Source organism: Pseudoalteromonas sp. bablab_jr011, from assembly GCF_016464045.1.
In the GTDB taxonomy this organism is placed as follows: domain Bacteria; phylum Pseudomonadota; class Gammaproteobacteria; order Enterobacterales; family Alteromonadaceae; genus Pseudoalteromonas; species Pseudoalteromonas lipolytica.
The window spans coordinates 42,787-57,851 of record NZ_JACDWU010000167.1 but is presented as its reverse complement, the minus strand read 5'-3'; the positions used below and the strand labels follow the sequence as shown (position 1 = coordinate 57,851).

13 protein-coding genes are annotated in these 15,065 nt (G+C 42.2%); 10 read left to right on the top strand and 3 right to left on the bottom strand.

The genetic code is table 11. The features are described from left to right. Positions 1-6 precede the first annotated feature (6 nt). Positions 7-1,080 carry a phage shock protein operon transcriptional activator gene (pspF, locus tag JIG41_RS08635; protein WP_036969799.1) on the bottom strand — a complete coding sequence of 358 codons (1,074 nt, stop codon included), beginning with the start codon at positions 1,078-1,080 and terminating at the stop codon, positions 7-9. Positions 1,081-1,268: 188 nt separating this feature from the next. Between pspF and pspA the strand changes: the two genes are divergently transcribed. From pspA to JIG41_RS08585, 10 genes are all read left to right on the top strand, one after another. Further along, entirely contained in the window at positions 1,269-1,931 is a 663-nt protein-coding gene (pspA, locus tag JIG41_RS08630) for a phage shock protein PspA (protein ID WP_036969796.1), read from the top strand. Positions 1,932-1,988: 57 nt separating this feature from the next. Next, positions 1,989-2,222: an envelope stress response membrane protein PspB gene (pspB, locus tag JIG41_RS08625; RefSeq protein ID WP_036969793.1), complete on the top strand. Its 234-nt coding sequence runs from the start codon at positions 1,989-1,991 to the stop codon at positions 2,220-2,222. Further along, on the top strand, positions 2,219-2,620 hold the full coding sequence (gene pspC, locus JIG41_RS08620; RefSeq protein WP_036969787.1) for an envelope stress response membrane protein PspC: 402 nt from the start codon (positions 2,219-2,221) through the stop codon (positions 2,618-2,620). The genes pspB and pspC overlap by 4 nt, the downstream gene beginning before the upstream one ends. A 62-nt stretch (positions 2,621-2,682) precedes the next feature. Next, positions 2,683-4,095 carry a YcjX family protein gene (locus JIG41_RS08615; protein WP_199524573.1) on the top strand — a complete coding sequence of 471 codons (1,413 nt, stop codon included), beginning with the start codon at positions 2,683-2,685 and terminating at the stop codon, positions 4,093-4,095. Further along, positions 4,092-5,126 (top strand): YcjF family protein, encoded by a 1,035-nt coding sequence (locus JIG41_RS08610; RefSeq protein WP_036969781.1) that lies wholly within the window; start codon positions 4,092-4,094, stop codon positions 5,124-5,126. The genes JIG41_RS08615 and JIG41_RS08610 overlap by 4 nt, the downstream gene beginning before the upstream one ends. A gap of 134 nt (positions 5,127-5,260) precedes the next feature. After that, the gene (gene megL / locus JIG41_RS08605; protein WP_199524572.1) at positions 5,261-6,442 is read left to right on the top strand and encodes a methionine gamma-lyase; all 1,182 of its coding nucleotides are present in this window, start codon (positions 5,261-5,263) and stop codon (positions 6,440-6,442) included. Positions 6,443-6,667: 225 nt separating this feature from the next. Continuing rightward, positions 6,668-7,465, top strand: a complete 798-nt coding sequence (gene phhA / locus JIG41_RS08600) for a phenylalanine 4-monooxygenase (RefSeq protein WP_036969774.1) — start codon at positions 6,668-6,670, stop codon at positions 7,463-7,465. 9 nt (positions 7,466-7,474) lie between these two features. Continuing rightward, complete coding sequence (locus tag JIG41_RS08595; RefSeq protein ID WP_036969771.1) at positions 7,475-7,819, top strand: 4a-hydroxytetrahydrobiopterin dehydratase; 345 nt, start codon at positions 7,475-7,477, stop codon at positions 7,817-7,819. 114 nt (positions 7,820-7,933) lie between these two features. Continuing rightward, positions 7,934-8,512, top strand: coding sequence for a hypothetical protein (locus tag JIG41_RS08590; protein ID WP_074988624.1), 579 nt, complete (start codon positions 7,934-7,936; stop codon positions 8,510-8,512). A gap of 167 nt (positions 8,513-8,679) precedes the next feature. Continuing rightward, complete coding sequence (locus JIG41_RS08585; RefSeq protein ID WP_065979752.1) at positions 8,680-10,635, top strand: methyl-accepting chemotaxis protein; 1,956 nt, start codon at positions 8,680-8,682, stop codon at positions 10,633-10,635. A gap of 51 nt (positions 10,636-10,686) precedes the next feature. Here JIG41_RS08585 and JIG41_RS08580 read toward each other — a convergent pair whose 3' ends face one another. Further along, positions 10,687-11,769 (bottom strand): efflux RND transporter periplasmic adaptor subunit, encoded by a 1,083-nt coding sequence (locus JIG41_RS08580; RefSeq protein WP_249406632.1) that lies wholly within the window; start codon positions 11,767-11,769, stop codon positions 10,687-10,689. After that, positions 11,766-14,876 (bottom strand): efflux RND transporter permease subunit, encoded by a 3,111-nt coding sequence (locus JIG41_RS08575; RefSeq protein WP_074988622.1) that lies wholly within the window; start codon positions 14,874-14,876, stop codon positions 11,766-11,768. The genes JIG41_RS08580 and JIG41_RS08575 overlap by 4 nt, the downstream gene beginning before the upstream one ends. Between the last annotated feature and the right edge of the window lie 189 nt (positions 14,877-15,065).

Sequence of the window (15,065 nt, the reverse complement as noted above, 5' to 3'; positions counted from 1 at the left end):
CTCTAACTATTGCTGCTGGTCTAATAAATTGTATTTTTTCAAATAGCCACGTAATTGATGATACGTTAATTCGAGCTGTTCTGCAGTTTTCTTTTGATTAAATTGACTGTGTTCCAATGCTTTTTTTATGACATCAATTTCAAAGTCATTGGAAAGTTGTTTCAAGTTACAAGGAAACTGAATTTCAGGTTTGCTTAGTGATACTGACTCTTGCGCCTGTGAAGGGGGTGTAACCGCATGTTCTATATGTGCAATTGGTGCACTGTTACTACTGCCTTTAATACGTTGCTTAGGTCTGAATTTGCTGGCAAATGGGTCTAAAATAATCTGGTGAACGGGAATATGTTCATTGCCGTGACGATACAAACTTCGTTCAACAACATTTTTTAATTCACGAATATTACCCGGCCAGTCGTATGACTGCAGTGTTTCGGTAGCGCTGCGAGTAAAGCCACTAAATAGCTCCCACTCAAGATCACGCGCCATATTAATCGCAAACTGTTCTGCAAGTAACATAATATCTTCTTGGCGTTCACGAAGCGGGGGCAGGGTAATAACATCAAAAGCGAGACGATCAAGTAGGTCGCTTCTAAACTCACCTTGCTCTGCAAGACTTGGTAGGTCTTCATTTGTTGCGCACACAAGGCGAGTATCTACTTTAACGGTTTGCTTACCGCCGACACGCTCAAACTCACCATATTCAATAACGCGTAACAGTTTTTCTTGCACCATCGCTGAGGTGTTGGCTAATTCATCTAAAAACAGCGTGCCACTGTTGGCGCGTTCAAAGCGACCTTCATGGCGTTTACTTGCTCCGGTAAAAGCCCCGCTTTCATGGCCAAATAATTCACTTTCGAGTAGGTTCTCGTTAAGCGCCGCACAGTTGAGCTTGATATAGTTCTGTTCCCAGCGTTTCGATAAAAAATGTAAACGCGCTGCAATCAGTTCTTTACCTGTACCGCGTTCACCAATAATAAGCACTGGTTTATCTAAACTAGCCAGCTGTGATACTTGATCCAGCACGCTTAAAAAGCTGTCAGATTGGCCGAGTAAATTATCCTGTTGGCGAAATTGGCTCATATTCCCTAACTCTTAGTCATTTTTACTAAGATCTAGTGTATTTCATTATCTGAGAGAACTAAAGAAATTTATAAATTTAGTTTAACTGTTTGAATATATTAAGTTATTCTAGCTTTATAAAAGTTGGCAAGCATATTGATACTAGATATACCAACTGATTAAGTTAAAACACCAAAGAGGTAAATGTTATGGGAATTTTTTCACGTTTTGCAGACATCGTTAATTCTAATATCAATGCCATCTTAGATAAAGCAGAAGACCCAGAAAAAATGGTTCGTCTGATCATCCAAGAGATGGAAGATACATTAGTAGAAGTACGCTCTACGTCAGCAAAAACACTTGCTGAGAAAAAAGAATTAGTACGTCGCGTTGATACATTAAAAGTACAGGTTGCTGATTGGCAAGAAAAAGCGGAGTTAGCACTAAGCAAAGACCGTGATGACTTAGCGCGTGCAGCACTGATTGAAAAGCAAAAGTCTGCGGATGCTGTGGCTGCTGTTGAATCTGAGCTTGAGCATGTTGAATCTCATATTGCAAAGCTTCAGCAAGAAGTAAGCACGTTACAAGAGAAGCTGGCTGATGCTAAATCACGTCAAAAAGCGATTATTTTACGTCAACGTTCAGCTGAGTCACGTTTAGAAGTGAAAAAAGCGCTTGATAGCTCAAAAGTGGAAGATGCGCTAAACCGCTTCGAACGTTACGAAAACAAGATCGATGGTCTAGAATCTCAAATAGAGTCTTATGATCTTGGTAAAAAATCATTAGCTGACGAAATTGCGGGTCTACAGCAAGACGAAAAGATTGATGATGAGCTTGCTGAGCTTAAGAAAAAACTGGCAGATAAAAAATAAAAAATGGGGGCAAGTCCCCCAATGCTTAAACACATAACGGATTGACAGGAGAGAATCATGTTCGACGCAGAAGTTTTGATGGCACCCATTATTGTATTTATGGTGGTTGTTGCCCCACTTTGGCTTATTTTACACTACCGTAGTAAAAAGCAAGTGAGTCAAGGTTTAAGTGAACACGAACATCGCCAGCTGTTAGAGCTTGCACAAAAAGCAGACAAAATGGCAGAGCGAGTTGAAACATTAGAAGCCTTACTTGATCAAGAGGCTCCACAGTGGAGACGTAAAGTATGAGTACCAAACGCGAATTATTCAGAGACGCAGAGCGCGGTAAAATAGCCGGTGTGTGCGCGGGTATCAGCGACTACTTTAATATGGAGCTTTGGCTCGTACGTATTCTTGTCGTCACCGCAGTGTTGTTATCGGGTGGGCCATTTATTGTTGTTGCTTACATTGCTGCGTGGTTTATTTTAGATAAGAAACCATCAGAGAAAACAATGAAAACTGGCGACAGTATTCACCAAGACCCGCTTGAAGTGAAATTTAAAGTATGGCAAAAAGGGGAACCACCTCGCCGTGCACTGCAAGATTTAAAAGAGCGTCTTGCGCGAGTTGATGGTCGTTTACAAGAGATGGAACGCTATGTCACCTCAACAGAATTTACGGTTAGCCGTGAAATTAACAAACTTTAAAGGATTTTAAAGCACCTTGTTTGCAATGTGAAACCAAGCGCAAATAGGGTGCTAGACACTGTATGAGCCAATCATTTGCAAAGAACACCTTTAATAAATTAAAAAACAAAGCCGAAAAAGCGCTGCATCGTGGTTTAGATCAACACGTGAAACTTGCTGTAACAGGATTAAGTGGCAGTGGTAAAACGGCGTTTATAACCGCACTTGTTAAGCATTTAACCAGTCAAGCTGATGATAAAAACCTACCATTTTTTAATGTAATGCGTGAAAAACGCCATATTGCAACCAAAGTGGTGCCTCAGCAAGCTCTCACCATTCCAACGTTTGCATATAATCAGGCTTTGTCATCATTATTGCCCCTGGAAGATGAACCGGCATGGCCAGCATCAACTGAGCGTATCAACACACTGCGACTGGCAATCAAGTATCAAAGTAATGCCGGGCTTCGTGGTCATTTTGCACCGCAATCCACTTTGTATTTAGACATCATTGATTACCCAGGTGAATGGTTACTCGACTTGCCAATGCTTGAGCAGTCATTTGCTGATTGGTGTGAGTTACAATATTCATTGCTTATGCAAACGGCGCGCAATGAAAAAGCTCAGCCATTTTTATCTGCACTTGCAGAGCTCGATTTATCGTCCAGTGTTGATGAAAGTTTACTTGCTGAGGTGGCAGCACTGTACCAGCAGTTACTCACCAGTTTAAAGCAAGATACCAAACTTGCCATGTTACAACCCGGGCGAATGTTGATGCCGGGTGAACTTAAAGGTGCCCCCTTACTGCAGTTTTTCCCGGTCGCAAACGTACCAGAGGAAATCGCTGAAGGGTCAAATTTAGCGCACCTTAAAAAGCGCTATAAGGCCTACGTAAAAGAAGTTGTGAAGCCATTTTATGAGCAACATTTTCGCCATTTTGACCGACAAATTGTGCTGGTGGATGTCTTGAGTGCATTGAACGAAGGGGCCGAAACGTTACATGAGCAAAGTCGTGTAATAAACCAATTGCTTGCACACTTTAATTACGGTGAAGCCAGTTTCTTTAAACGTTTGTTTAAACCTAACATCGACAAGCTGTTGTTTGCTGCAAATAAATCAGACCATATTAGCGCGCAGTATCATAAAGATTTAGCATTATTGCTTGATTCAATCGTGCATGATCAAAGCAACCATTTAAAGTTTGAAGGCGTACAAATTGAAACCATGGCTATGTCGTCAATTTGTGCGACAGAGCCGCGCCAAGTTGTAGAAAAAGGCCAGCAATTAGCCTGTATTTACGGTAAACCATTGGGCGAGCATGAGTGGGTCACTTATTTACCCCCCCAGCCACCTTCACGACTATTGAATAAACACGAGTGGCCAGCACAAGGCTTTGAGTTTTTGTCGTTTTCGCCATTACCATGCCCTGATAAACGGTTAAAGCATATTCGTTTAGATCATGTCATGCAGTATCTGATAGGAGATAAACTAACATGAGTAAACAGCCGAACGAGGTTGATTTTCAAGCTGGGCGCCGTATTGCGAGCTCGGCTGCAAATGAAGCACCGACTGAGGAGCTTACAGCTGCGAAGGTAATTGAAAATGCAGAGTTTATTGAAAACGATGACGAATTAACTGACGACATAGAACTGGCACCGGTATACAGAAAGTCAAAATGGCAAACATTAAAAAGCCTTTTTGTTGTGAGCTTTTTAGTCTTGGTCTTGCTTGAATTTGGTATGTCGCTGTATGTGGCGTTTCAGCAATCGATTATTGTCGGTTCAGTGTATTTAACAGCGGTACTAAGTGGCGTGCTCTTGATTAGCCGTGTTATTTGGCGTGAGTATCGCATGCTGCGTAGCTTAAAGCGCAATCAGCTACATCGTACAGAGGCTGATCGATTACTTAATAGTGAGCAAGTAGGTGAAGCGCTGCCTTGGCTTGAAAAACTCAATAAACATCAAGCACTCACAGGCTTTGATGACTTTAAAACACAAATAGCCAGTCATCATACCGACAAAGAAATCATGACGTTATATGCAGACAGCTTATTAGTCAGCCAAGATCAGCAAGCAAAGAAACTGATTAATCGGTTTGCCACAGAATCGGGCTTATTGGTGGCATTAAGCCCACTTGCACTGGTTGATATGATGGCGGTACTTTGGCGTGGCACTAAATTAATTGAGCAAATTGGTCGTATTTATGGCATTGGTTTTGGTTATGCAAGTCGCATAAAATTGTATCGCTTGTTGATCAAACAAGTGCTTTTTGTGGGCAGTGCTGAACTGGTGTCCGACCTGGCTGCAACGGCACTCAGTGCAGAGCTGTTGGGTAAATTGTCGGGCCGTGCCGCGCAAGGGCTTAGCGCCGGTATTTTTACTGCTCGCATTGGCTATAAAGCCATGGAGTTAAGTAGGCCATTGCCACGTTTAGAGCACAAACGTAGCCTATTAAAAGAAACGGCTAATAGTATTGCGCGAAAAATAGCCTCGCGCAGCAGCGATAAAGACACCGAAAAGACTCAATGACAACATTTGTGTACAGTTAATAAAAACGGTTGAGTGATATTTAGCCATCTGAGCATCCGGCATGCTTGTGGTTAGGCTGTATGTGCGTTTTATTTATGAGTATGAAGTACTGATAATAAAAACGAGAACAGACAATGACTAAGCATCACTTACATACACAATGTATCCATGGTCCAGAAAAGCCAAATGATCCTCACGGCGCACTGAGTGCGCCACTTTATCAAACCTCAACATTTGCGTTCACGAATGCAGCACAAGGGGCTGCACGTTTTGCTGGTGAAGAGCAGGGGTTTATTTACACTCGCTTAGGTAACCCAACCACGCAAGAGTTAGAGCAAAAAGTTGCACAACTTGAAAATTGTGAAGCGGCTGCAGCAACAGCAACGGGAATGGGCGCAGTATCAGCCTCAGTATTAAGCTTTTTACAGCATGGTGACCACCTTGTGGCATCAAGTGCACTCTACGGTTGTACTTATGCTTTTTTTGCTCACATGCTGCCTCGCTTCGGTATAGAAGTCAGTTTTGTTGATATGAGCGATGAAGCCGCGTTACGTGCTGCTGTTAAACCAAACAGTAAAATGATTTTTGCTGAGACGCCGATAAACCCAACCATGACGGTGCTTGATTTAAGCTTAATTGCAGAAGTCGCGAAGCAACATAAGTTGCTCAGTGTTATTGATAATACTTTTTTAACGCCTTTACTTCAGCAACCCACTTCATATGGCATCGATATTGTTATTCACAGTGCGACTAAATATTTGAACGGACATGGCGATGTGGTTGCTGGCATTGTGTGTGGTTCTAATGAGCACATTAATTTAATAAAAATGACCGTGCTTAAAGATATTGGCGCAACGATTAGTCCGCATGATGCCTGGTTAATAAACCGAGGGTTAAAAACGCTTGCAGTACGAATGGAGCGTCATTGTGCGAGTGCCCAAGTGGTTGCTGAGTTTTTAGAGCAGCACCCGTTGGTGAGCAAGGTTTATTATCCTGGCCTTAAATCACATCAAGGTCATAAGTTTATTGGTACACAAATGAAAGCAGCGGGTGGTGTGATCGCGTTCGAAATTAAAGGCACCCTAGAACAAGGTGAAACCTTCATTAATAATACCCAGCTTTGTACGTTAGCAGTGAGTTTAGGTGACGCTGAAACCCTCATTCAGCATCCCGCGTCTATGACTCACTCTCCCTATACACCAGAAGAACGGGCTGCGGCTGGTATTAGTGATGGATTAATTCGCTTATCAGTCGGTTTAGAGAATGTTAACGACATAATTAACGATCTTAAAACTGCATTTACATCTATTGGGTAGGGTGTGAATTTAAGTTTACACCAAAGTGGTGTTTTAGCCCTTATTTAACGGGTTGTGTAAACATTTAGATCTTTTGGTGTAATTTTTTATTTACAGTAGAGGTGTTTCTGCAAACAGTAGAAACACCCAAAACTATTAAAATCTCGCTTACTTTTACATAGTATCGACTTAACAAGTTAAAGTGATTCTTATCGTGCTGATCAAGATTTAACGAAGAAGGTTATTATGGCTAAAGCAAGTAATTACACCTCCAAGCAACCCGATGAAAATGGGGTGATCCATTGGAGCGAAGACGAAAACAAAATATGGTCTGAGCTGGTTGCTCGCCAACTCGCTTGCATTGAAGGCAAAGCCTGCAATGAATACCTTGAGGGTTTAAAAAAAATAAACCTTCCTTCAGATCGTATTCCCCAATTAAGTGAATTAAACGAAGTACTGGAAAAAACCACCGGCTGGCAAGTTGCGCCTGTGCCTGCGTTAATTGATTTTGACGAGTTTTTCCGTTTGTTAGCTAATAAGCAATTCCCCGTGGCTACGTTTATTCGCACACGTGAAGAGTTTGACTACTTACAAGAGCCAGATATTTTCCACGAAATTTTTGGTCACTGTGCAATGTTAACAAACCCTGCATTTGCTGAGTTTACGCATAAATACGGTCAATTAGGGTATGCAGCAGAGAAAAAAGATCGCGTGTATCTGGCACGTTTATATTGGTTTACTGTTGAGTTTGGTTTAATGCAAACAGACCAAGGCTTGCGTATTTATGGTGGCGGTATTTTATCAAGCCCAGGTGAAACGCAATACGTGTACTCTGATAAACCAGAAATCAATGCAATGAATGTACTGGATGTGCTTCGCACACCGTACCGTATTGATATAATGCAGCCTGTGTACTACACCATTAATTCGATTAATGACTTATTTGATATCTCACAAATGGATATCATGTCATTGGTAAGTAAAGCAAAAGAATTAGGGCTTCATGAGCCAAAGTTTCCACCTAAAGAAAAATTAGCAAGTTAAGGATTTATAATGTCTTCATTAAGCACACAAAAGTGTGAAGCGTGTCGTGCTGATGCGCCGAAAGTATCTGATGCTGAGTTAGCAGAATTAATTAAAATGATCCCTGATTGGGTACCAGAAGTGCGCGACGGCATTATGCAATTAGAGCGTGTGTATAAGTTTAAAAACTTTAAACAAGCACTTGAATTTACAAATAAAGTAGGTGATATGGCTGAAGAAGAAGGCCATCACCCAGGTTTACTTACAGAGTGGGGCAAAGTGACTGTTACGTGGTGGAGCCACTCAATTAAAGGCTTACATAAAAACGATTTTATTTGTGCTGCAAAAACTGACGATGTCTTTGCTGCATTATAAAACGCAATAAGTTCTGCCCAGAAGGTGTGACCCAAGGTCGCGCCTTTTTATTTTTGTTGAAAAGAAAAAGCCTATATAGTGTATTTGCGTTATGAAACAACACGGTAGAAAACAATGAAGAATAAAAGCCTAATCATAGCCTCATTACTTATTTTATTGCCGCTTATCGACAGCCTTTTTGTACCTCCTGTATTTGGCATTCAATGGCATAGCCCAAAAATGATGTATCAAATAGGCGTTGCGTTACTCATTATGAAGCTGTTTATGGTCATAACGGGCATTTATTTATTACTCAAAAATAACAGGTGTGACACAGGCAGAGCAGCGCTAGAGACTCAACCAACCGCTAGACGACATCTTTTATTATTCATTGTCGCAGGGCTTCAACTTGTGGTTATGGTGAGTCTGTGTTTTTGGTACCTTGTTGCAGGGACACAGGCAAAGTATTTTAAGCAGCAACAGCATATTAGTGTATTTACAGCCGATTATGGCGTTTTTACAGATGTTTACCATCATATTTCATATATTTGCTATGACCGTTATGGTTTTTATCGCCAGATCCCGGTTGCTTCATTACCGTGGGCAGGTGAATTTAGTTTTAAAGTTCATCAAGATAGTTTACAGATCTATCAAAAAAGTAATGTCGATGAGCAAACTAAACAGATTTCCTTAGAGGGGTTTAATTGTTTATAAAACTAGAATAATTAGGACGATTTTTACTTACATATCAGATATTTCTTAAATTCCCCCCTATTTCCCCTCATAACATATCATTCTCACTGTTGTTTCCTATACTTAATGAGATTTTTAGTAAGGAAGCCATCACGCATAGGGTACTGCAATTAAACAGAGAGAACATTATGTTTACGAAGTTCAGGTTAAATACACAGCTGTATCTTGCATTTGGCGCAATGATTGTTCTGCTAGGGGTAGTCAGTATAGTTGCCTTGTTAGCGCTTAACTCAGGCTATGATAATTTTGTTGATTATCGCGTAAATGCACGCGATAGCAATATCACGGGACGAGTCCAATCAAACGTATTAACTTTACGCTTAAATGCACTCAAATATTTGAAAGATCAAGAACCTCAAGCCATTTCCGATTTTAACGAGCGTCATAATTTACTCAGTGAATTAATCACTCAGAGCAAAAAACAGTTTACTGATGCCGAGAAAGTAAAAGCAATGACAGCGATAGAAAAAGGAGCAAGTAATTATAAGAATGGTTTTGAAGACATCGTTAAGTTAGTAGAAAAACGCAATGATGTAGTCGAAAATAAGCTCGATGGAAACGGGCCGTTTATGCGTGAGGCCTTAACAGAAATTATGCTGCTGAGTAAAAACAAAGAAAACAGCGCAGCATTATTTTTAAGTGCACAATTGCAAGAGTCGTTATTACTTGGGCGATTGTATGCTGCAAAGTTTTTAGTCAGCAACTCGCTGGCTGATTTTGACAGAACAATGAAAGAATTTAAGAGCGTTCAAGCTAAAACTCAGCAATTGTCAGCGGGCCTTTTTGATACAAAAGAGCAGACATTATTGTCTGATTTCAAAACCAGAACGAATGACTATATTACAGGGCTTGAGCTAGTAAAGTCCTTGATTACAGAGCGTAATAATATAATTAGCGGGACACTTGATAAAGTAGGCCCGCAAATAGCTGAGGAAATTGAACGTATTAAACTCGCCAGCCAAAACCGCCAAGATGAAATTGGTCCCATGATACAAGCCAGCAGTGAAAATGCGATTACCACCATTTTAGTCTTTGCCATCATAATTATTACTGTGGGCATTTTCTTAAGTATCTTTATCTCGCGTTTAATAAAAGCGCCTATTGGCGGGGAGCCGAGCGAAATAGCGACCATTGTGCAATCGATAGCTGAAGGTGATTTAACATATCGTTTTAGTCAGAACGGCAACGAAACGGGCATATATTTAGCAATGCGCGAAATGGTGTCAAAGCTTAACGAAATGCTGACTCAGATCAGTGAATCTACCACGCAAGTTTCGCGCACATCACAAGATTTAACAACGATAACGGCGAGTTCTAAAACAGGTGCAGAGCATCAATCTGACCAATTAACACAAACAGCCACTGCAATGCATGAAATGTCAGCAACCATTAATGAGATTACGCAAAGTGCACAAATGGCTGCTGATGCAGCAACAAAAGCCGATAATGAAGTACTGACGGGCACGCAAGTAGTTTCACAAACGCATCTCGCAATGGGCGAGTTGGTTGAGACCATGATGAACGTGAGCAAAACGATTGAAAACTTAGAAGCAGAAACTGAGTCAGTGGGCTCCATTTTAGATGTGATAAGAGGTATTGCTGACCAAACTAACTTATTAGCATTAAATGCGGCCATCGAAGCTGCCAGAGCTGGAGAGCAAGGACGCGGTTTTGCAGTAGTTGCAGATGAAGTGCGCTCTTTAGCAAGTCGGACACAACAAAGTACTGAAGAAATTCAAGTGATGATTTCTAATTTACAGAATGAAGCGAAGCGCTCAGTCGATTCGATGAAAATGAATATGCAAAATGTGGAGCAAACCGCAGAGAAAACTGAGCAAACCGGTGAAGTCCTCGAGCAAATTTCACAATCGGTAGGCACAATTAAAGATATGAATGTACAAATTGCCAGTGCGTCTGAAGAGCAAAATGTCGTGAGTATGCAAATAAGTGAAAGTGTTCAACATGTTAACGAAAAAGCACATGAAACGATGGATGGTGCAGAGCGCGCAGCAGCGATTGCTGATGGCTTAGCGCAAACAGCGCTTGAGCTAGACCAAATTGTGAAGCAATTTAAAGTCAGTTAAAAACCTAGGAGTATAAAGCCAGTGACACTGGCTTTATACTTTACTCATTTTTCATTCGGGCTTTATTTGTACATCAACCTTTTGGCCTGTTTGCAATTGTTCAGCCCCCCTTATTGCCACTTTATCGCCCGCACTAAGAGACGCAGGAGTGAGGGGACTCACCTCAACAAGCTGACCCTTGCCACTGCCAACGATAACGGGAATTTGTGTTGCTGTACTGGCGTTATCAATCTTTACGATATGCGTGCCATTTTTACGTAAAATGAGGGCATCTCGGTTCACTAATAACACATCGCCTTTACTTGTTAATGGAACAGTAACATCGACAAGTTGACCTATCGCCCATACTTGCTCTTGAGATACGTGCAATGCGGCACGTACTTCGAGCGTTTGTGAACGCGGGTCTGTGGATGGGATCACTGCTGTAACTTTAGCGGTTGTTGTTTCAGGTGCTGATAAATCGCCTGCTTTGACCGGCAGTGCAATGTCTTTATGTAAAAACTTAAGGTATTTAACAGGGACATATAAACGCACTTCTAAATGAGTGATATCGAGTAAGGTGACTAATTCATCGGCGCGGTTTATTTCACGTCCAGCACGTTTATAGCGCTCGCTGATAACACCTGAAAAGGGGGCGCTGATGGTCGCACGGGATAGTTTATCGTCGATTACCTTTAACTCTACCTCAGCAAGGGCAATATCAGACAAAGCGAGGTCGTGTTTATTTTGCATTCCATCAACTTGGCTTGCCGCTGCACTGCTCGCTTTAGCGAGTTTTTGTAAACGGGCTAACTCTTGTTCGTATAAACGCAGGTTTATTTTTGCACGGTTAAGCATTTCTTGCTGACGGGCTTTTTCAAGTTCCAGTGGTAAAGTGTCCATGCGCACTAGCGTATCACCTTGGTTGACCAAAGTGCCGGGCTCTACCACATAGAGTAAACGTCCACTAATTCCTGCGGTAAGCGTGACATCGTCTTTGCCGTATAAAGTGCCACTTACTTCAATTTCACTGGTTAGCTGTGCTTTACTCACTGTATCGACCGTGACAGGAACGACCGCGAAAGCATGAAAGGCGAAGGCACATAATACCGCGGTTACAATACGTATATTTTTTATCATCGTTTTATCACTCATTGATTCGATACCAAGCTTAAAGGCGTTTTTTCGGGTTGTTGATTATTGTTTATTGGTGGTAATTGCCTGCCAAGCTGCAATAAACTCGGCATTAAAATAAGCGTAAATAGCGCGCTAATAGCCATGCCGCCTACAATGACAGTCGCAAGACCGCGATAAATCTCTGAGCCAACACCTGGCATTAACATCAGCGGTAACATGCCAAATAAACTCGTTAAGGTACTTAAATAAACGGGGCGTGCTCTAAGTAGCACTGCTTGGCGAACTGCAGCCTCTCGGCTAAGCCCTGCAGACATCGCAACACGCGTTTGGTCGACCAATAAAATTGCATTATTGACCACTAATCCCAGCAAAATGATAAAGCCAATCATGGTCAATAAATCGAGTGATTGGAAAGTGAATAAATTCAGCACAAACAAGGCCAGTACCCCGCCAGCTATCGCCAGTGGCATAACTAACAGTACCAAGACACTGTCTTTTGCAGATTTAAATAATGCTGTCATCAGCAGGAATAAAATAAACAAGGCTAGTAAAAAGTTGAGAGTCATCTCTTGCATAGCTGAATTCATTTTTTGTGCGTTGCCAGCCAAAATCGCGCCAGCACTTTCGGGTAAGCTGGCACGTACTTTTGGCATAACGTGTTCGGCTAAAATAGCTTGTGCTTGTTGCAAACTCATATCGGCAGGTGGTGTGACGACAATACTCACTGTGCGACGTCCGTTAACACGGCGTAATTGTGTAGGGCCAACAGTGCGTTTTATTTGGGCAAGCTCGCCCAGAGTTTGAATGCCAGAGAGCGGTGTAACAATGGGCAAGGCTTTTAGTTCTTCAGGGGTTTGCCATGGAGTGCCTCGCAAAATGACATTCATACGCTCGTTGCCGTCAAAGTATTCGTTAACAAATAAGCCGCCTGTATACGCCTGTACCGCTTGTGAAACGTCACGGCGAGTTAGCCCTGCTTGAGTAATACGGCGGTCGTTAGGTGTAAGCCTGAGCTCTGGTTCGGCCATATCTAAACGCGGTTGTGGTCTTGCTGTGGCATTTGGCATTGCTTCTGTGACTGCTTGCAAGGCGACATTAGCACCTGAAATCAGGTCATCCATGTTCGGACCGGTTAGATCAATATTGATATCTCGGCCATCTCCCCCATTCGCGACTTGGATCATAGAACCTCGAAAGAAGAATACCTGCGTGTCGGGTAAGTCGATGAAAATTTCTTCTCGAGCAACTTTCATCAATTCTTCAACGCGTTGTGGATCAGCCGAATAAATAAATCCGCCAGCGTTGGAGCCAAATGCATAAAAGTTAAAGTCTTTTATTCCTGGCTCTTTCTCGCCTGTGTAGTAAGGCATTAAGCGTTTTTTGATACGCATTAATAACTCTTCTTCCATAAATTGCACATTGCCACCCGGTGGGGTATTCAAGTTAAAGAAAAAGCCATCAGTTGGCGCTCTGGGCATAAAGTCAGTTTTTGGCAGCATAGTCATGGTGGCAATTAATGAGCCGCCTAATAACGAGGCAATCCAGAGCAGTTGCTTAGTGCGGGTGTTAGTGAGTGCCATGATGAAGTTAGTTAGTTTTTGCCAATAAGCACGATAAGGATCGGGTTTTAGTTCAGTGTCAGGCCAAACATGGTTCGCTAATGGAATAAGTGTAATGGCACAGACCATTGAGGCAATGACCGCAATAGAGAGGGTGAGTGCAAGGTCTGAAAACAGCTGACCTTCAATGCCTGCCATAAAGAGAATAGGGAGAAAAATAGCAACGCTGGTGGTGGTTGACGCAAATAAGGCACCGGTGACTTGCGCTGCCCCTTTTAATGCCGCTTTTTTAGTATCAAAGCCTTCGCTTCTGAGTCGGGCTATATTTTCTTGGACTATGATAGCAGCATCTAAAACTAAGCCGACAGCAAAGGCTAGGCCGGCAAGGGAAATAACATTTAAGCTGCGCTCAAAAATATTAAGGGCTAAAAACGCCACCATCAACGACACCGGGATTGTAGCGGCAATCACAAACGTGGCTTTTAACCCGCGGAAAAACAACCATAAGATCAAGCATGATAAAAGTACACCTAATCCTAAGTTACTTTTCACTAATGATAAGGCGTTACGAATATGCACTGAGGCATCAAAGCTTAACTCAATCGATAAGCCATTTTCAGCAAGAGGGCCTTCGTTTAGCTCTTTAATCGCTAAATTTATGTCATCAAGAAGTGCGACAGTATTGGCTTCGTTGGCGCGCGAAATTCGAATGTAATACGCCGGTTTACCATTTCGGCCACTCATGCCTAAACGGTCAGAAAAAGTGCGTTCTACGCGTGCAATATCGCCAAGGTAAATTGGCCTGTCGCCAGAATAACCAACGCGCATTTGTGCCATGCTCGACAAATCATACTGACCCGTAAAGCGCACGGTATATTGACGGCGTCCGACATTAGCAAGGCCTCCTGAGGTATCGCGTGAACTGGCTAATACGTTACTTATTTGGTCAAGGCTTACGCCAAGGGCAGCGGCTTTGTGAGGATCAAAGGTGATGCGCAACTCTTTTGGTCGTTCACTGGCTAAATCAACGCGGGCAACACCGGGAATACGGGCTAAACGTGGCTCAACAAATTCGTCGATTTGTTTTTGAAACTGTGCCATATCAAGATCTAAGCTATCGGCGTTGTAGTGCGTCGGAGTCACTAATAAAGTGGCAGCGGCTTCGCCATTATTGCCGCCTGCAAATACCACAGGGTCGAATGCATCTAAGGGCAGTGGCGGTGCTTGGTTTAGACTTGTGAGTACATCGAGCATGGCTTGCTGCATATTTTGCCCGACTGCAAAAGTAAGGGTGATAGAGCCATTACCTCGGTTGATATTGGTATTCACCTCTAAAGCGCCTGGCGTGTTTTTTACTGCGTTTTCGAGCGGCTCAATAATCACTGATTCTATTTCTTCTGGTGCGGCTTGGCGCCAACCTGAAAAAATAGTGATTTGCGGTTGTTCAATATCGGGTGTAAGTTGAATTGGCAGCTTGAAAATACTCAACATGCCAAACAGCATAATCAGTACTAAGATGACAATAACACTCGCTGGGTTCTTCAGTGAACTGCGCGTCAAATTCATTGTGTGTGTTCCAAAATCAATTTGTGTGCATTGTAATGCGACGTAAAAAAAGTGCCAGTAAGTTTAATGGGATGTATGTCAAAGTAGACGCTGGGTTGCTGTATATACGCGATAAAGTGTGTTTTTGAAATAAGATGTAACAATTTAATAAAGTTGATGAAAATTAACAGGTATAAAAAAAGCGCTATT